Below are 16,687 nucleotides of genomic sequence, written 5' to 3'. Positions count from 1 at the left end.
GTGGTCAACGATGGAAACAATGCTTATATGAAAAAGAAATCTGTCGTGTATGTGCTGCTGGCAATGACGATTGGTATTTTCTCCTTTAGTTGCACCAAAGACAAGATCACTGAAAGTTATAGCTTTTACAGGCCTGTTTACCAGGTTCCCGATGAGGTAAAAGCGAGCATTAAAAGCAGTACGCCCCGGTCTATAAAATCTACCGGAAAGCTTGCCGTCAGAGGCAATTTTATTTATCTCTCCGAGTTGAATAAAGGAGTACATATCATTGACTTCTCAAACCCATCGGCCCCCGCAAACATTGGCTTTGTAGCCATTCCGGGTTGTGTGGATCTTGCTGTGAGAGATCATTATTTGTATGCAGACTGTTATACCTCTCTGGTGGTAGTTGATATCGCAGATCCGCGTAACACAAAGCTTACGCAATTCATGGACAACGTATTTCCGGACAGGTATGCCGGATTGGCTTCCGGCTCAGGCAAGATCCTTGTTGACTGGGAAAAAGTAGATACCGTAGTTACCCGCCGCTTCGATACAGAGTTTGATAAAACGCTTAATGGTTCTGTTGTCCTCAACGACGCTTTCTTCAGCCTCACCAGCTCCAATTCTTCCAAATCTACTTCAGGTGGTAATAGTACAGGCGGTTCCATGGCCCGTTTTGCATTGAATGACGACAGGTTATATACCGTTGGCTATAGCGACATGAATGTGCTGAATGTGTCAAATGCAGCTGCCCCTTCTTTTGTTAAAAAGCAAAACATAGGAGGCCTGATAGAAACTATTTTCCCTTATAAAAATAATTTATTTATAGGCTCTCAGTTGGGTATGTATATCTATAGCCTTAGTAATAAAGACAATCCTGCACTGCTCTCACAATTGCTGCATGTGCAGGCATGGGATCCTGTTATCGCAGATGGAGACTTTGCATATGTTACCCTGCGCGGAGCGGTGAGGGCAACAGCTACAAACCCGTCCGGCAGCTGGCTCGAACTGGTGAATGTAAAAGACCTTACCAAACCCGTTCTAATAAAGCAATACAGTGGAATATTCAGCAATGCTCAGGGGCTGTCTAAAGATGAAAATGTGCTACTCGTTTGCGATGGTGTTTCTGGTCTCAAGGTTTTTGATGCAACAGACCCTGTAGATATGAAGCTAACAACTACCATAACAGGTTTTAATGCGCTGGATGTTATTGCGTTAAACGGCCTGGCCCTTGTAATGGCAGAAGATGGATTACACTTTATGGACTATACCAGTCCCGCCAACATAAAACAACTTTCCATTCTCACCTGGGCAAAGAATTAATATGTATAAAAAACTTCCTGCTTTCCTGCTCTTATTGATAGTTGTAACCGCATCTGCTCAAAAAAAAGACAGTACAGTTGGTTTATATATCAGCCCGGCGGTTACGTTGCTTAATGGCGACCATAATGTAAGCCAGGCAATTTCACTTGGCACGGGCCTGCGTTTACATCAGTGGCAGATAGGAGCAGGCGTAGCTATCGATTATTACAAGATAAGATCTCTGCCAATATATCTTGATCTGAAATACAAATGGAAAGGACAACTTGCACCCTTTCTCTTTTTCCAGGGAGGTTATAACGTAGCCTGGGCATTAGATCATCAGCATACGAACGCCGGTACAACGGGAAGAACAGTATACAACAATGGTACATATTTTAACGGCGGCGCCGGCATGTACGTATTCAGAAAAGGAAGAGAAGCCCTCTTCTTTTCTCTCGGCTATTCCGTTAAAAAGCTTACTGAATTATATCAGGTAGGTTCATGGATAAATAGCCGTGTCATCTATAACGATACAAAGCTGGATTATGCGTTGCGGCGTATTGCGCTAACGGTTGCTTACGAGTTCTAGTTATCTTCGGCAGTGTGCGACGCCCATTTTTCAAGCGTTGCCACCAATGCCTCCAGTCGGATGGGCTTACTTAAATAGTCGTTCATTCCAGCCTGGAGGCATTCTTCTTTGTCGCCTTCGATAGTATTTGCAGTAAGCGCTATGATCACAGGCTCTTTACCCAACTGACGGATGGTGCGTGTTGCATCAAGCCCACCCATTTCCGGCATTTGTATATCCATCAGAATAAGGTCGTAGGCGCCTTTGCTGATAGCATCTACCGCAGCAAGCCCTGTTTCTACAACCTCTGCTTCGTAACCCAGTCGGCTCAGTGCTTCTGTTATCACCAGTTGGTTCATCAGGTTGTCTTCGGCAACCAGTATGCGTAACGGATGACTTAACGCAAAACCTGCCGGAAGCACTTCTGTTTTGGAGAAATCATCAAGTGGAGAAGGGTGCTGTAATATACCGCTTGAAATATGCCTGGTTTGCGCATAAGGCGCCGCCTGGCACCGGATGGTGAAAAGGAACACCGATCCTGCTCCGGGTGTGCTTTGTACCCATATGCGCCCGCCCATGAGTTTTACCAGCTTTTCGGAGATCGCTAACCCAAGGCCGGTACCACCATATTTACGGGTAGTGGAAGAATCCAGTTGCGTAAATGCTTTGAATAACCGTTCCTGTTGTTCGCTGGGTATGCCAATGCCTGTATCGCACACCTGGAATAAGAGCTGAAGCTTTTCATCGGGCGAAGGCTGGTAAACATCTGCTGTTACCTTAATAGAGCCCGTTTGCGTGAATTTGAGCGCGTTGCCTACAAGGTTGGTGATCACCTGGCGTAATCTTAATCCATCACCGGTAATAGACGAGGGCACGTTCTTACCTATCTCATAATGTAGCAGTAGTTTCTTTTCTATCGCCCGGCTGCGGAAGATCTCCAGCACATCTTCAATACATAGCTGAAGGTCAAAGTCTTCTTTCTCCAGCTCCATATTCCCCGATTCAATCTTACTGAAATCGAGGATATCATTCAACAGGCTTAGCAGGCTTTCGCCGCAGCTTACTATGGTATTGGTGTAATCGCGTTGCTTTTGTGTAAGCGGTGTCTCTGCAAGTAATGCCGACATGCCCAGTACGCCATTCAGCGGTGTTCTTATTTCATGGCTCATAGTGGCGAGGAATATACTTTTCGCTTCATTGGCCATATTGGCATGTTCAGCCTGCATAAGCGCCCGCTCTGCGTTCAGATACGCTTTTTCAAGCGCCTGGTTCGATCTTAGCAACTCCTCATTGGCATGGCGTAATACTTCTTCATTTCGCTTGCGCTCCTGCAGCACCAATGTTTCCTTTTGCAAACGCTGCATGGCTATCAGCTGGTGTATCTGCCGTTGATTATACTCCTTCAACTGGTAAGCCCATAGTCCGCATATAAAGAAGATCCCGGCAGCCAGCAGTATATGAATGATAAAAGTGGGAACCTCAAAATAGCTTAGCTGGCTGAAGTAAATAGTTTCATAACCCGTATTCTGCAGGTAACTGAATATGGAATGATGCAGTAATACGATCAGCATGATCGGTATCTGCAGCTTCCAGTTCTGGTAAGTGATAAGAATGGCGCTGCCTATAAACGCAAAGAAGTGCATTTCAAACATGCCATGCATCTGGTAAATGAACTGGGCCATAAAAATTGCCAGTACGCTGCTCAATACATATTGATATAAGGTCGATTCCGGTAATGCTATTTTCGCAGAATAATAAGCCAGCAATGATAATCCTCCTACACCCATTGCTATAGTCCATGTATCATAAAAATTGGACAAAGCCAGGCCAATCATAAAAAAGCCGATCAGGAAAAAATGTATGATCCTGTCAGAACGTTCTTTTACGTTAAGATTAAAGGCGATGATATGCGCCTGCTCTTCCTCGGTAATATGGCTTATTGGCTCTCTATCCATAGACTATTGTGTGCAGGTGGGTAACTGGCAACCATATGCCTGTAGCGCATACTTGTCGAATTGTACATGCGGGCGCTGGTTAAGCAGCGCCTCCAGTGCTATCTCTGCATAATTGCTTTGGGTATCGGTACAATAACGGCTTTTGTTGTAGTTGCCTCTGTAATACAAATGATAGCTTGTGTCAATGATAACAGCTTGCGGCGTAGAATAAACCCCGCAGGTTCTTGCCAGTGATGTATCAAAAATAACGGGTAACGACAGGTCAAAACGGGACCGGATCTCTTCAGCTGTTATTGGCTTCTTGCTCATAGGTACAATAACAAACCGTGCAACATGTTCATACTTTTTCACCAGCTTCTTGAAATAGGTAGTATTAAACCGGGAGCAGGGACAATCAGGATTGAAGAAATGCAGGAATAAAGGCTGTTTGTTCTGCACCATTGGTTGTGCAGCTTTTATAACTGTTCCGGTAGCAACAGCCTGGTACGATTCGGGTACGGGTGTGGGCAGGCTGTATTTCCATTCATTATACCAGAACAGGGTAACGATACCTAAGAATAATAATGCAAGCCAGGCCAATACAATCTTCTTTCTCATGCACAATAAATTTCTCTTGCAAATAGTGTTTATTTAAGCCAAGAGGAACTTCCGTTAAACGCTTCGTTCATTCTTTGCATTATGCTGTGAACGAAAAGTTTAATGTACGTTTGGCAAATGGTTTTGTACAGGAAAAATTACTGAATTAACCTGGCTTTTTTATATATTTTTTTACTTTTTTATTCTTCGTCATCCTCGTCTTCTTCCCAGTTGAGCACTTCTGTCCAGTACTCCCACGCAGATTCCAGAACCTCGTGAATACGCTCCGACGATGGGCTCGCAGGCGATTCCATCGCTGTTGCGAGAGGTGTAAAGATCAGCTGGTACGATTCACTGTCACCATCTTCATTTTCATAAATAAAAATTTTATGAATAAACTCTTCACTGTCAATGGCCTCCTCGTCTTCCAGCGGAATAATTTTAATCAATGCGCCGGGATTACCCAGGTGCAGCAGGAATTCACCAACTTCCTCATCCAATGGATCATGGCAATACAAAAATTCACTCATAACATCGTTTTTACTTGTATCTCAAATGTAGGAATAAACCTAACATTTCACTCAGGCTTCGGGTTCTATCGCAAAATGTTCATTCAGGACCAATTTGGCGTCAATTGTTCCTTCCGGAAACTGCAATCCTTTGATCTTCCCGGTTTTACCCTTGGTAACAAGATCTGATATCTGTTTGTCCGACAGGATCTTTCCACCAACCTCAAACGGGATCTTAAACCCGCATACTGTAAACTGGGTGCAGCCGTAAGCTGTTTTCCCTTTCTTGAGCAGTGCTGTTTTGCATTTGGGACATTGCAGTTCTTCCACCACTACCGCTTTTTTAGGAGCCTTAGGTTTGGGGTCTTTCTTAGGCTTTTCTGCTTCAGGCATGGGCGCAGGGGCATCCGCTGCAATAGAAATAACGCGGTGCTGACTGGTTTTTACCTCATGGGTCAGATCCACTACCATTTGTATCAGCTCCTGTTTAAAGGTATCTATGGAATAGGCGCCCTTTTCTATCTGCCGGAGTTTCCGCTCCCATAAACCGGTTAACTCGGCGCTTTTCAACAACTCCGTTTGTATGGTATCTATGAGATCTATGCCTGTTTGTGTGGCAAAAAGGTTTTTCTTGCGTTTCTCTATATACTTCCTGCGGAACAGCGTCTCTATAATATTCGCGCGGGTAGACGGGCGCCCAATGCCGTTGTCTTTAAGCAATTCGCGCATCTCTTCGTCTTCCACCTGCTTGCCGGCCGTTTCCATGGCACGCAACAGCGATGCCTCTGTATAGGGTTTGGGTGGACTTGTCTTGCCATGATGTATTCTGGGCGTATGAGGTCCACTTTCACCCACCTCAAAAACCGGGATCAGTTTTTCGTCTTCTTCACCTTCTTTCTTGATGCTCGAATCATTGACATATACTTCTTTCCATCCCGGTTCCAGTATCTGTTTACCAGTAGCTTTAAACGGAACCTGTCCTGCCTTACCTAACACCGTTGTATTCGAGATCTTACATTCCGGGTAAAAAGCAGCAATAAAACGCCGGGCTATTAAGTCGTACACCCTCTTTTCTTCCTGTCCTATTCCTGAAGGATAGATGCCTGTAGGAATAATAGCGTGGTGATCGGTGACCTTGCTGTCGTCAAAAACAGTTTTAAGTTTTGGAATAGGATGCTCAAGTAATGGAGCCGTTAAGGCAGCATAAGGTGTCATATCCTGTAATATACCTGCTATTTTCGGGTACATATCTTCAGGCAGATAAGTGGTGTCAACCCTGGGATAGGTCACCAGCTTTTTCTCATACAGGCTCTGAATGTATTTAAGCGTGTCATCGGCACTGTAGGCATACTTTTTATTAGCTGCTACCTGTAATGCTGTAAGGTCAAACAGCCTGGGGTTGCCTTCCCGGCCTTCTTTTTTCTCGAATGACGTAATGGTAAATTCATGTTCCTTCAAATAGGCAAGTCCCTTTTCTGCCTTTTCCAGCGCGCGCAGGCGGTCGATGGTGGCAGTGAACTCCGTATCACGGTAAATAGTCTTCAACTCCCAGTATTCTTCCGATACAAAGGCGTTGATCTCTTTTTGCCGTTGAACGATCATAGCCAGGGTTGGCGTTTGTACCCGGCCTATAGACAGCAGCACCTTTTTGCCTGCTGCGAATTTCCTGGTAAAAAGCCGCGTGGCATTCATGCCCAGCAGCCAGTCGCCGATAGCCCTTCCACTGGCAGCAGCATAAAGGTTGTTGTATTGATCGCTGTCTTTCAGCTTTTCAAAACCTTCTCTTATGGCCTGTTCCGTAAGCGATGATATCCATAATCTTTTAACAGGTACTGCGCATCTTGCTTTTTGTAATACCCACCGCTGAATGAGCTCGCCTTCCTGGCCGGCGTCACCACAGTTGATCACCTCTTCACATTGCTGAACCAGTTGCTCTATAACTTTGAATTGTTTTTGTACGCCGTCGTTTTCTATCAGTTTAATGCCAAACGTGGCGGGTATAATAGGAAGGTCTTCCAGCCGCCAGAATTTCCATTGCTCATGATAGTCATGGGGTTCTTTCAGCGTGCAGAAATGCCCGAAAGTCCAGGTTACCTGGTAATCATTACCCTCATAGTAACCATCTCTGCGTTGCCTGGCGCCAAGCACTTCAGCAATATCCCGCGCCACACTTGGCTTTTCCGCAATGCAAACTTTCATACTTACAAATATAGGGCGGCAAAAATCGGGAAAACAAACTACCCTGCATGCAGTATACAGGATGATAAAGCATAATTTTTTAACTTGCCTCCATGAAAATAACACTCCATATCAGGCAGCTCTGCCTTTTGCTTACCTGTTTGTTTACACTGCAAACCTTGTCCGCACAGGACTATGATGCTCCGGGCTCTAATCTCTATGCTACAGAAAACAAAGCCGGCGATACATTAACCATTCTTGCCGATACCACCTTCCTGCGCGATCAACCCGCTGCATCGGGAAAAATATTGCAGCAGTTACCCAATGGCACCCAGGTAGTTTTTGTGAAGGAAGCCCACAGGCAACGTATGAAAGGCTTTTCTGCAAATTGGATCCGGGTTCGTGTTGCCGGCGATAGTAACCAGGAAGGTTTTATCTGGAAAGGACTCACTACGCTTGGCTGTTGTAACAACGGCAATACCCGTTTCCTCTATGGGCTTGACAGGGTGGTCAACGTAAAAAAAGATGACGTGGAAAGATGGGATTGTATGGTGAGATTGAAAGTCGTTAACAACGAAAACAAAAAGCTGGCAGATGTTTCCTGGCCATTGAAGAGCAGTGAAGCTACATCGTTTTCATCAGGTAAATTGCTGACAGGAAGCATGGGGTTGGAAGGGCTTACACATATCGTTCGTATTTATTTTTCAGGCGAAGCCTGTGGCATACCCGATGATTATTTTTACTTTGGCTGGACAGGTGCTGAGCTGTTACCATTACCCGGAAAAATGCATATTGCTGATGCCGGTGTGTATTATCATTCTGAAACATTGCTGTTCCCAAGCGAATCGGGCGGGAAACCAGGCCATATCATAAAACTCATTGAAGAGGAAGAAGCATTGGATGAAATGGATAAAGATGGTGAACCTAAAATGAAAAAGACCAGCTCCGGCGAACAGTATAAATGGGATGGCAGGAAAGCGGTAAAGCTTTGATCCCTTATATCTTCAATCCGCCGAACATGCTGCCGAGTATGATGCACAATACAATAGCAGTAATAAATACATAAAGTCTGTCTTTTTCAAGGATAAAGGAGATCAGGGAAAGAAAGATACGCAGAATGGGCGTGGCCAGTAATATGATGACGCCAGCCTGTATCACCTCCTTCGCGCTTCCGGTCTCGAGTCCTTTTATAATACCTGGTAAGCTGGTATAGCCGGCATCTTCGCCATGAAATACAGTATAGTCGGGCATTACTTCCATGCCATGGTTAACGAGATATAGAATGCCGCCAGCAATGGCTACGGCACAGGAACTAAGCACTCCCCAGCGGAGAAACCTGCCGATGAATATTTCTATGCCCCTGTCGTTTATTTTGGTATCACTAAGTTTCATGTTTCAGTAAATTATAATTAGAACTTATGTTGTAAGCCGTTATAGATCATTTGTAAGGCTACCAGTGTAATGGCGATGCTGAAAATAAGTCTAAGCTTTTTCGGGTTCAGCCGCATCAGCAGTTTGGTGCCTGTAAAGGCCCCTGCTAATACACCTATTATCACAGGCATGGCAATAGCGGGGTCAATATACCCTCTCTGTAAATACACTACTGCACTGGCGGCAGCCGTAACTCCTACCATGAAATTACTGGTAGTGGTACTAACTCTGAAGGGAATACGCATAGCAGTATCCATCGCCAGTACTTTTAAAGCGCCTGAACCAATCCCTAACAATCCCGACAAAATACCTGCCAGCGTCATAATGGAAAACCCGCCGCCTACATTACGAAGATTATAATGAACAACGCCGGATGGGGTAGGATAGGATCCATTGAGTTTGAGCTTTGCTGCTAAAGGACTGCCTTCTGTTTCTGCATGTTCATTCTTTTTACGCAATGTCATGGCGGCAGAGAATATAAGCGTAAGACCAAAGATGATGGCTACCAGGTTCACGGGTGTATACACAGCGATCATAGCGCCGGTGACTGCGCCAATAGTGGTGGCTATTTCCAGGAACATTCCCACGCGTATATTGGTGATGCCTTCTCTTACATAAGCGCTTGCTGAACCTGACGATGTAGCAATAGATGACACCAGTGCAGCTCCGATCGCATAACGCATGTCGATATGAAATACCAATGTCAGTAACGGGATGATCACAACACCGCCACCCAGTCCGGTTAAGGCTCCTGTTAAACCTGCCAGGTAGGCACCCAACAGCAATATCAATGTAAATGAAAGAATAAGCATCTGTCTTCTAATTATTGTTCTGTAATATTTCTTTTGTTATACTCGCCGCACGCTGTTGCTGTTTCCGGCTGATGGCCATGTAAAGCGCTTCGTGAAGCGGGTGACTGGCAGCAAACCACTTCACGCTGCCTGCATCCCGCTGCCTGAAAAAGTCCCTGATCACCACTGTGAAGCTTTTATACAACTCAGCCATCACTTTGTTCGATGCCGCATCGGCTATCGCAAGATGAAATTGTATATCTGCATCAACACATTCCTTTACCTGGCTTTGGCTGATTGCTTTTTCACGCTTATCCAGCCACTGCCGTATGCGTTGCAGGTCATCTTCGGTTCTGTGTAAAGCTGCACGCCTTACAATCTCTGTCTCCAGCAGCGTTCTTACTTCGTTAATTTCAACAGCATCGGAGCGACGCAATTGTTCACTCAGCGTCTCCCGCTGCGTTTTCTTATGCACATAAGTGCCATCTCCCTGTTGTACCCGCAGTACACCAGAAATAGCCAGCGTTTTAACAGCTTCACGTACTGTGGAACGGCCAACCTGGTAACGTTCCATCAGTTCCGGCTCGGGAGGTATTTTCTCCCCAACCTTAAAAGCACCCTGGCTGATATCCCGCTGCAAAGCAGCAATAACCCTGTCAGAAAGCTTGGCCATATAATGATGAGGATTTAAACATCTGATGTTTCAAAGGTAGGGAATTATTTAAACATCTGATGTTTGTGACTTGCAACCGTATAACCCGGCTGCTGAAAGCAGCCGTTTCCCGATCCGTCAATACAGGTAACAATGCCAGCAAGGGCCTGCTAAGAACATACCTAATGTTTCCTGTACTGGTAAAATATGCCGCTGTCAAAAGGTGTCCAGAGGCAGGCCTTTTGGCCGCTGGCTTTTAACGCGTTGTTAGTCCAGGTGTTGCAGGTATGAAAAAGGGTATAACTACCCCTGGCTTCGTAAAATGCGTCATTGGCGCCGTAGCGGGCTTCTGTTGGTATTACTATCGGAGCGCCATTGCTATTCTTTTGCAGGCCGTTATCTATGTAGGCAATGAGCCTTTGATATTGAGAGGGGCTGATGGTGGTCTTCACACATTCCGCACCTTCTGTAAGTTTTTTGTAGAAAGTAGCATGTACAGCCGAAGTGCTTAATCCAAAGGCTGCACGAAAGGCGGTGCGGGCTTTCAGATCCGCCCAGGTAGGCGTTTCCAGGTAAAACCCTTTATCGCCCCATCCGAATGCTATATAAGAAAGGCTGCTGTCGTTGCTGCGTGTGTTGCTATACAGTATAGTGCTGCTCCAGTCCCTGTATTCCGTTTTAACCGGCATAACTATATCGGTATGCACACCATTACTCAAAAGGTAGATCTCTACGGCAGGTTGGCCTGCTGTTTCCGCTTTTACGGGAATACGGGATAATACCCATGCACTTCCCAGATATAACAACACAAAAGCCACAATGCTTAACAGTGTAATACCGGTATATTTTAGTAGTAACTTCACAGCAACGCAATTTTGTGTTTATACCTTTTGTACTGAAAAGGTAACCTTTATATAACTTTCAGGCAGAACTGTTTGCTATGCGTAAAAAAGCATCTATTCCTGTTAAACCGCTGGGTGGTGAATTCCGGACAGGTATTGTCATTGGTAATGTTGTGTCAGGCGATGTGGCGATGCTCGATGAAGCAGATCATTCTCACAGGCATGACTATCATATTTTCGTATTTATAAAAGCCGGGAGTGGCGTCATGGAAATTGACTTCAGGAAATACAAGCTGAAGGGGCCTGTTATGCTTTATATGCATCCGAGCCAGGTACATCGTCTTCTGAATACATCGGGTTTAGAAGCTTTCATGCTGGGAGTGAAAGATGATAATATTTACGCGCACTATTTCCAGTTGCTGGAGCAAAAGATAACTCCGGCAAAGCCGTTGTGGCTGAAGCCTGATAAAGTTGTCACTTTTAACCAGGCTGCGAGCTTGTGCAATAGCGTATTTGAAAAGAAGTCAGATAATTTATATCTCCCTCTTTTAAGAGATTGCAGTAATGCTTTTATAGGATTGTTCGTTTCGTTATATCTTGAACGACAGGAGGCCGCTGAACCTTCTTCGCGTTTTAGTACCATTACAAGTGGTTTCAAACTATTGCTGGAGAATAGCTTCAGTACCATGAAGCGTCCATCCGAATACGCCGAAGCACTGCATGTGTCTTCTTCTTACCTGAACGAATGTGTAAGGGCCGCCACGGGCTACCCGGTTTCTTATCATATTCACCAGAGAGTAGTACTGGAGGCGAAACGTTTACTTTATCACTCCGGCAAAACAGTTAAGGAAATTGCTGCTGACCTGGGATACGAAGACTATGCCTATTTTTCCCGTCTCTTTACAAAAACAGCGGGTATGTCGGCTCTTGCTTTCAGGAACAAAAACCGCGATTTATCCAATAAACACATATAAAGCTCCATTGTTTCTGGTGGCAGCAACTTGTTACTTGCGGCATTAAATTGAAATAAAATGCCAAGAGCTGCAAAATGGTTTGGTGATGTTGTTGAAAGCCTGATGGCTTCTAAAATGCCTGTTTTAACGGTAACGGAAGCCTGTTATGTAAATCCACGAATGAAAAGGATCCGCCTGGAAGGTGATCTTAATGGTCTCGATTTTCAACTTGGCTATGCGATCTTTATCCGGGTAAGCGATACGGAATACAGGAATTATACGGCCTCCTTTGCAGATGTAAAAAATGGTATTCTGGAATTACTTGTATTCCTTCATAGCGATGCGCCTGGCTGCAGATTTATAAAGAAGCTGCATGCGGGCGATAAGGTTCGTATTGGCATGCCCAGAGGGATTAAACAGTATAATGCTGCTATACAAAGGCAGGTATTCTTCGGTGATGAAACTTCGTTGGCTTTGGCTTGCTCGTTTTATTCTTTTCTTAAAAAAAACGATCATATCTTCCGGTTCTATTTCGAACTCGATGCCTCTAGTGAAGATCTGCCGCGTTTACTGGGACTCGAAAATTTTATTATTTTTTCAAAAGAAAATTTGAAACGGGAACTTCCTGCTTTACCTTTTTTCCTCCAGCCGGAATGGCTGGACGCGAATTTTATACTTACAGGAAATGTACAGTCTGTTCAAACGTGTAAAAAGTTGTTGAAAAAGAATAATGTCAGGGGCAGGATCTTTGCGCAAGGCTACTGGATGGAAGGTAAAACAGGATTATAAGTTTTCCCCAGCACAGATTTTAGCAAGTTTCAGATTCCGGAACTGCCCGATATTAAGGAGCTTTGTTGCTGAATATGGAATGAAATGATAACAGTGCAGCAAAATATTAACTACAACAGGATTGCGGAAGCAATCCACTATATCAGGGCCAATTTTAAAGAGCAGCCCAATCTCGACGATATTGCCGGAAAGGTGCATCTCAGTCCCTTTCATTTTCAGCGCCTGTTCAGTGAATGGGCCGGCACTACTCCCAAGAAGTTTTTACAATACATTAGCCTGGAATATGCCAAAAAATTATTAAAGGAAAGTCAGGCCACCCTATTTGAAGCAGCGTTTGAGACAGGACTTTCCGGCACCAGCCGTTTGCATGATCTGTTTATTAAGCTGGAAGGGATGACGCCCGCAGAATATAAAAACGGTGGAGAATGCCTTTCTATTAATTATAGTTTCGCGGAAAGTCCTTTTGGCAATTTGCTGGTTGCTTCCACTCTGAAAGGCATATGTTATATGGCATTTTATGATGATGAAGCAGCTGCCCTGGTAAGCTTGCATGCTATGTTCCCCAGGGCCGCACACCATCAGCGCCTGGATCTTATACAGCAGAACGCCCTGTTTATTTTCCGGAACGACTGGACTAAGCTCAATGAAATTAAACTTCATTTAAAAGGCACAGATTTCCAGATAAAGGTTTGGGAAACCCTGCTGAAAATACCGATGGGCCGGCTTACCGCTTACAACAATATTGCAAGGCATATAAATAAACCGCAAGCCTCCAGGGCCGTGGGAACAGCCATTGGCAGCAACCCGGTCGCCTTTCTTATCCCCTGCCACCGCGTAATTCAGTCTACCGGTGAAATCGGAGGATATATGTGGGGGCCAAACAGGAAGGCTGCCATTATAGGTTGGGAAGCTGCTATCACAGAATTATAATTGAAATAAATAGAAAGGCTTATGCCTTGCTGCTAATAATACAAGCAAAATGGATCTATTCAGCGACATAAGAGATACTTCTGCCAACCTGCTTCCTCAGGATGGTATCGTTAACTATTACGGCAAGATCTTATTGCCTGCTGAAGCGGATAGTTACTATTCCATACTCCTGTCTTCTATAGAATGGCGAAACGACGAGGCTATTATTTTTGGAAAGAAGATCATCACCAAACGAAAAGTAGCCTGGTATGGCGATCGTGATTATGAATACACTTACTCCAATATTACAAAGCGTGCGCTTCCCTGGACAAAAGAACTGCTTGATTTGAAGAACAGGATAGAAGGGGCAACAGGAGAGCAGTTCAATTCCTGCCTGCTCAATCTGTACCATAATGGCGAAGAGGGCATGGCCTGGCATAGCGATGCAGAAAAAGACCTTAAAAAGGATGGCGCTATTGGTTCCCTGAGTTTGGGCGCCCAACGGAAGTTCTGCTTTAAGCATAAGGCCGGCGCACAGGTTGTTTCGGTTGCGCTGGAGCATGGCAGCCTGCTTGTTATGAAAGGAGCAACCCAAACTTATTGGTTGCACCGTTTGCCCCCTTCAAAAGCGGTGACGAGGCCCAGGATTAACCTTACCTTCAGGACAATCGTCGGCTGAGGGCGGAGACAAAATTGCTGTTTCCGGCTTCTATCCCCCATGCCGGAAATGCGACCCTGAATAGGCTGATTTCTTAAAATCACAACTGGTTTTCCGCTAACTGCTACTAACTTTCAATTCTTCTGCGGAACTTTGTGTCATCAAACAAACAGTAAGCATTTAAAAAGAATAAAAATGAAAAAGACAGCAGGCTTTTTGATGGCAGCTATTGCCTTTACCGTATTCGCAGCATTTACTGCATTCCAGACACCATGGAAAAACGACAAGGCACACTCTCAATTGATCTTCACTGTAACGCACCTTGGTGTATCTGATGTATCCGGATCATTCAATGATTTTGATGTAACTGTACAAGCTTCCAAAAGCGATTTCAGTGATGCCGTTTTTGAACTCTCAGCTAAAACAGCTTCTATCGATACCCGTGTAGAAGCCCGTAACAACCACCTGAAAAGTGCTGATTTCTTCGATGCTGAAAAGTATCCTGAACTTCATTTCAAAAGCACTGCTATCAAGAGCGCAGGCAAAAACAAGTTTAAGCTCACCGGCGACCTTACCTTACACGGTATCACAAAACCTGTAACACTTGACCTGGTGTACAGGGGCCAGACTGAAAACCCGATGTCTAAAAAGGCAACCGCCGGCTTCCAGGTTTCAGGCGTGATCAAACGTTCTGATTTCAAATTCGGCGAAAAATTCCCTGCTCCAATGATCAGCGACGAAGTGACCATCAAAGCTGACGGCGAGTTTGCACAATAAGCAGATCATCATATAATAAGAGAGGCAGCTCAAAAGGCTGCCTCTCTTATTATACGGCTATGATCACTATATCCCGCGGGAGTTTATTGCACCGGTTTGGCGGGTACTTTTTATGATGACAAGCGCATGTTCCTTCCAGGTTTTAATGGTAAAAGAGAACAAAGAGGTCTGAATTAAAGCACCATGATGGATGGCACGGTTTTATGGCTCCTTCTTAATCGTAACATTATGATGATCAACAGAACCGAATTAAATTATATTTTTACCCTTCTACAAGTAAAATAAGAACATGGCATCAGGCATTTTTGCGGTTTTAGATGATATCGCTTCTTTAATGGACGACGTTGCATTGGCAAGTAAAATAGCTACCAAGAAAACCGCCGGAATATTGGGGGATGATCTGGCAGTTAATGCCGAAAAAGCAACAGGTTTTTTGTCTTCGCGTGAATTGCCTGTGCTATGGGCCATTACCAAAGGCTCCTTGCTCAACAAACTCATCATTGTACCTATCGCCCTGTTACTGAATGCTTTTTTTCCTATAGCTATAAAAGCGGCCCTGGTCATCGGAGGCTTTTACCTGGCCTATGAAGGTGTTGAAAAGATCATCGAATATCTTTTCCATCGTTCACATCCTGCTCCCAAAGAAGTTGAAAAGAATGAAGACAGCGATAATTCAGCAGAAAAGACTAAGGTAAAATCTGCGATCACTACCGATTTCATCCTTTCTGTTGAAATCGTAATTATAGCTTTGGGGACCGTTTTGGATAAAAGTCTGCCAACGCAAATCATTACGGTAGCCATAGTTGCCCTGCTGGCAACCATCGGAGTGTATGGTATTGTTGCGCTTATTGTAAGAATGGATGATGCAGGATTTAAACTTATAAAACACTCTCATGACAAGGGCTTCTTATCGCGTCTTGGCCATTTACTGGTTAAAGCGTTACCTGTTGTCATCAAATTCCTGGGTTTTGTTGGCACCATAGCCCTGATCCTGGTTTCCGGGGGCATTTTCATTCACAACATCGAATATTTACACCATCTTCTTCCCGGGTTGCCCTCGATGGTTAAAGAGGTGATGATGGGACTTATTGCCGGCCTGCTCGTAGTTGGTGTGCTTACGGCGGGTAAAACACTGGTTTCGGTTTTTAAGCGTCGCTAGAAAACTTCCTGGCTTCTGAGCTTATATCGGGGATATGGCTTTATAATTGATGTCTTCAGCATGACAGTTGATCCGGAATGGCCGGCAAACGCAATTTATTTATCTTAAAATAACTGGTGGCATGTTAAAAGCAATAGGGATGTTGCTGCTTGGAGGCTTGTTGATAAAAAGCGCCAGCGCACAAAGCGATACCTGTAAACAGCGGTATGTTAAAACGCCCACAGGCTACCTGATGGTTCTTCGTGAGGGCGACAATGTATTTGCTGAAATTGAAAAGCTGGCCGTTCGTGAAAAGGTGCCGGCTGCCAGTTTCTTTGGATTGGGATTTGCCGGAAGCGCCATCTTTGGCTTTTACGACTTTAACAAGAAAAAGTTTAATCCGAAAGAGTTTAAGCGCGTCGAAATGGGCAGTCTTACCGGATCGATAGCATGGAGCGAAGGGCGTCCTTCACTTCATATGCATGGTGTGGCTACTGATGAAAAGTTCCAGGCTTTTGGCGGGCACCTGCTTTCGCTTGCCGTAGGCACCGGTTCCATGGAAATTACCGTGATGGTTCACGATCAGAAACGGGAGCGTAAAGTAGAGCAGCCGTTAAATGCCAATGTGCTGCAACTGCCTTCCTGTGAAGGTGCACGTTAAACAGGTGTTGTGAACG

The 16,687-nt window shown here is 44.8% G+C and carries 18 protein-coding genes; 10 read left to right on the top strand and 8 right to left on the bottom strand.

Annotated elements, in window-relative coordinates; genetic code table 11:
* Nucleotides 1–27: 27 nt before the first annotated feature.
* The gene (locus ESB13_RS19470; RefSeq protein ID WP_129005355.1) at nucleotides 28–1,305 is read left to right on the top strand and encodes an LVIVD repeat-containing protein; all 1,278 of its coding nucleotides are present in this window, start codon (nucleotides 28–30) and stop codon (nucleotides 1,303–1,305) included.
* 1 nt (nucleotide 1,306) lies between these two features.
* On the top strand, nucleotides 1,307–1,873 hold the full coding sequence (locus ESB13_RS19465; protein ID WP_129005354.1) for a hypothetical protein: 567 nt from the start codon (nucleotides 1,307–1,309) through the stop codon (nucleotides 1,871–1,873).
* Here ESB13_RS19465 and ESB13_RS19460 read toward each other — a convergent pair.
* From ESB13_RS19460 to ESB13_RS19445, 4 genes are all read right to left on the bottom strand, one after another.
* Entirely contained in the window at nucleotides 1,870–3,807 is a 1,938-nt protein-coding gene (locus ESB13_RS19460) for an ATP-binding protein (RefSeq protein WP_129005353.1), read from the bottom strand. The two genes, ESB13_RS19465 and ESB13_RS19460, sit on opposite strands and share 4 nt — an antisense overlap.
* A 3-nt stretch (nucleotides 3,808–3,810) precedes the next feature.
* Nucleotides 3,811–4,404: a TlpA family protein disulfide reductase gene (locus ESB13_RS19455; RefSeq protein ID WP_129005352.1), complete on the bottom strand. Its 594-nt coding sequence runs from the start codon at nucleotides 4,402–4,404 to the stop codon at nucleotides 3,811–3,813.
* A 179-nt stretch (nucleotides 4,405–4,583) separates the two neighbouring features.
* On the bottom strand, nucleotides 4,584–4,913 hold the full coding sequence (locus ESB13_RS19450; protein WP_129005351.1) for a hypothetical protein: 330 nt from the start codon (nucleotides 4,911–4,913) through the stop codon (nucleotides 4,584–4,586).
* Between the two features lie 51 nt (nucleotides 4,914–4,964).
* Nucleotides 4,965–7,091 carry a type IA DNA topoisomerase gene (locus ESB13_RS19445; RefSeq protein WP_129005350.1) on the bottom strand — a complete coding sequence of 709 codons (2,127 nt, stop codon included), beginning with the start codon at nucleotides 7,089–7,091 and terminating at the stop codon, nucleotides 4,965–4,967.
* A 92-nt stretch (nucleotides 7,092–7,183) separates the two neighbouring features.
* Between ESB13_RS19445 and ESB13_RS19440 the strand changes: the two genes are divergently transcribed.
* Entirely contained in the window at nucleotides 7,184–8,062 is an 879-nt protein-coding gene (locus ESB13_RS19440) for an SH3 domain-containing protein (RefSeq protein WP_129005349.1), read from the top strand.
* A 4-nt stretch (nucleotides 8,063–8,066) separates the two neighbouring features.
* Here ESB13_RS19440 and ESB13_RS19435 read toward each other — a convergent pair whose 3' ends face one another.
* From ESB13_RS19435 to ESB13_RS19420, 4 genes are all read right to left on the bottom strand, one after another.
* On the bottom strand, nucleotides 8,067–8,462 hold the full coding sequence (locus ESB13_RS19435; protein ID WP_129005348.1) for a DUF1634 domain-containing protein: 396 nt from the start codon (nucleotides 8,460–8,462) through the stop codon (nucleotides 8,067–8,069).
* A gap of 17 nt (nucleotides 8,463–8,479) precedes the next feature.
* A complete protein-coding gene (locus ESB13_RS19430) occupies nucleotides 8,480–9,313 on the bottom strand; it encodes a sulfite exporter TauE/SafE family protein (RefSeq protein ID WP_129005347.1) in 834 nt (277 codons plus the stop codon).
* A gap of 7 nt (nucleotides 9,314–9,320) precedes the next feature.
* The gene (locus ESB13_RS19425) at nucleotides 9,321–9,965 is read right to left on the bottom strand and encodes a FadR/GntR family transcriptional regulator (protein ID WP_129005346.1); all 645 of its coding nucleotides are present in this window, start codon (nucleotides 9,963–9,965) and stop codon (nucleotides 9,321–9,323) included.
* Between the two features lie 161 nt (nucleotides 9,966–10,126).
* Entirely contained in the window at nucleotides 10,127–10,807 is a 681-nt protein-coding gene (locus tag ESB13_RS19420) for a TIGR02117 family protein (protein ID WP_129005345.1), read from the bottom strand.
* A gap of 77 nt (nucleotides 10,808–10,884) precedes the next feature.
* Between ESB13_RS19420 and ESB13_RS19415 the strand changes: the two genes are divergently transcribed.
* The 7 genes from ESB13_RS19415 (at nucleotide 10,885) to ESB13_RS19385 (ending at nucleotide 16,671) form a co-directional block, all read left to right on the top strand.
* On the top strand, nucleotides 10,885–11,760 hold the full coding sequence (locus ESB13_RS19415; RefSeq protein WP_129005344.1) for a helix-turn-helix domain-containing protein: 876 nt from the start codon (nucleotides 10,885–10,887) through the stop codon (nucleotides 11,758–11,760).
* A 57-nt stretch (nucleotides 11,761–11,817) separates the two neighbouring features.
* Entirely contained in the window at nucleotides 11,818–12,528 is a 711-nt protein-coding gene (locus ESB13_RS19410) for an FAD-binding oxidoreductase (protein WP_129005343.1), read from the top strand.
* A gap of 84 nt (nucleotides 12,529–12,612) precedes the next feature.
* Nucleotides 12,613–13,458 (top strand): methylated-DNA--[protein]-cysteine S-methyltransferase, encoded by an 846-nt coding sequence (locus tag ESB13_RS19405; protein WP_246022633.1) that lies wholly within the window; start codon nucleotides 12,613–12,615, stop codon nucleotides 13,456–13,458.
* A 49-nt stretch (nucleotides 13,459–13,507) separates the two neighbouring features.
* Nucleotides 13,508–14,116: an alpha-ketoglutarate-dependent dioxygenase AlkB family protein gene (locus ESB13_RS19400; RefSeq protein WP_129005342.1), complete on the top strand. Its 609-nt coding sequence runs from the start codon at nucleotides 13,508–13,510 to the stop codon at nucleotides 14,114–14,116.
* A 174-nt stretch (nucleotides 14,117–14,290) separates the two neighbouring features.
* Nucleotides 14,291–14,872, top strand: a complete 582-nt coding sequence (locus ESB13_RS19395) for a YceI family protein (protein ID WP_129005341.1) — start codon at nucleotides 14,291–14,293, stop codon at nucleotides 14,870–14,872.
* A gap of 289 nt (nucleotides 14,873–15,161) precedes the next feature.
* On the top strand, nucleotides 15,162–16,031 hold the full coding sequence (locus tag ESB13_RS19390) for a DUF808 domain-containing protein (RefSeq protein WP_129005340.1): 870 nt from the start codon (nucleotides 15,162–15,164) through the stop codon (nucleotides 16,029–16,031).
* Nucleotides 16,032–16,152: 121 nt separating this feature from the next.
* Nucleotides 16,153–16,671, top strand: a complete 519-nt coding sequence (locus tag ESB13_RS19385) for a PPC domain-containing DNA-binding protein (protein WP_220399723.1) — start codon at nucleotides 16,153–16,155, stop codon at nucleotides 16,669–16,671.
* Nucleotides 16,672–16,687 lie beyond the last annotated feature (16 nt).

The organism is Filimonas effusa (assembly GCF_004118675.1).
Taxonomy (GTDB): Bacteria; Bacteroidota; Bacteroidia; order Chitinophagales; family Chitinophagaceae; genus Filimonas; species Filimonas effusa.
The sequence above is the reverse complement of the archived record's forward strand: the minus strand, read 5'-3'. Positions and strand labels throughout refer to the sequence as shown.

Excerpts from the sequence above, each read along its gene's own strand:
- ESB13_RS19415 (WP_129005344.1), top strand. The coding sequence starts at position 10,885 with ATGCGTAAAAAAGCATCTATTCCTGTTAAACCGCTGGGTGGTGAATTC.
- ESB13_RS19440 (WP_129005349.1), top strand. The coding sequence starts at position 7,184 with ATGAAAATAACACTCCATATCAGGCAGCTCTGCCTTTTGCTTACCTGT.
- ESB13_RS19405 (WP_246022633.1), top strand. The coding sequence starts at position 12,613 with ATGATAACAGTGCAGCAAAATATTAACTACAACAGGATTGCGGAAGCA.
- ESB13_RS19410 (WP_129005343.1), top strand. The coding sequence starts at position 11,818 with ATGCCAAGAGCTGCAAAATGGTTTGGTGATGTTGTTGAAAGCCTGATG.
- ESB13_RS19445 (WP_129005350.1), bottom strand. The coding sequence starts at position 7,091 with ATGAAAGTTTGCATTGCGGAAAAGCCAAGTGTGGCGCGGGATATTGCT.
- ESB13_RS19470 (WP_129005355.1), top strand. The coding sequence starts at position 28 with ATGAAAAAGAAATCTGTCGTGTATGTGCTGCTGGCAATGACGATTGGT.
- ESB13_RS19400 (WP_129005342.1), top strand. The coding sequence starts at position 13,508 with ATGGATCTATTCAGCGACATAAGAGATACTTCTGCCAACCTGCTTCCT.
- ESB13_RS19460 (WP_129005353.1), bottom strand. The coding sequence starts at position 3,807 with ATGGATAGAGAGCCAATAAGCCATATTACCGAGGAAGAGCAGGCGCAT.
- ESB13_RS19455 (WP_129005352.1), bottom strand. The coding sequence starts at position 4,404 with ATGAGAAAGAAGATTGTATTGGCCTGGCTTGCATTATTATTCTTAGGT.
- ESB13_RS19390 (WP_129005340.1), top strand. The coding sequence starts at position 15,162 with ATGGCATCAGGCATTTTTGCGGTTTTAGATGATATCGCTTCTTTAATG.
- ESB13_RS19465 (WP_129005354.1), top strand. The coding sequence starts at position 1,307 with ATGTATAAAAAACTTCCTGCTTTCCTGCTCTTATTGATAGTTGTAACC.
- ESB13_RS19435 (WP_129005348.1), bottom strand. The coding sequence starts at position 8,462 with ATGAAACTTAGTGATACCAAAATAAACGACAGGGGCATAGAAATATTC.
- ESB13_RS19385 (WP_220399723.1), top strand. The coding sequence starts at position 16,153 with ATGTTAAAAGCAATAGGGATGTTGCTGCTTGGAGGCTTGTTGATAAAA.
- ESB13_RS19450 (WP_129005351.1), bottom strand. The coding sequence starts at position 4,913 with ATGAGTGAATTTTTGTATTGCCATGATCCATTGGATGAGGAAGTTGGT.
- ESB13_RS19425 (WP_129005346.1), bottom strand. The coding sequence starts at position 9,965 with ATGGCCAAGCTTTCTGACAGGGTTATTGCTGCTTTGCAGCGGGATATC.
- ESB13_RS19395 (WP_129005341.1), top strand. The coding sequence starts at position 14,291 with ATGAAAAAGACAGCAGGCTTTTTGATGGCAGCTATTGCCTTTACCGTA.
- ESB13_RS19430 (WP_129005347.1), bottom strand. The coding sequence starts at position 9,313 with ATGCTTATTCTTTCATTTACATTGATATTGCTGTTGGGTGCCTACCTG.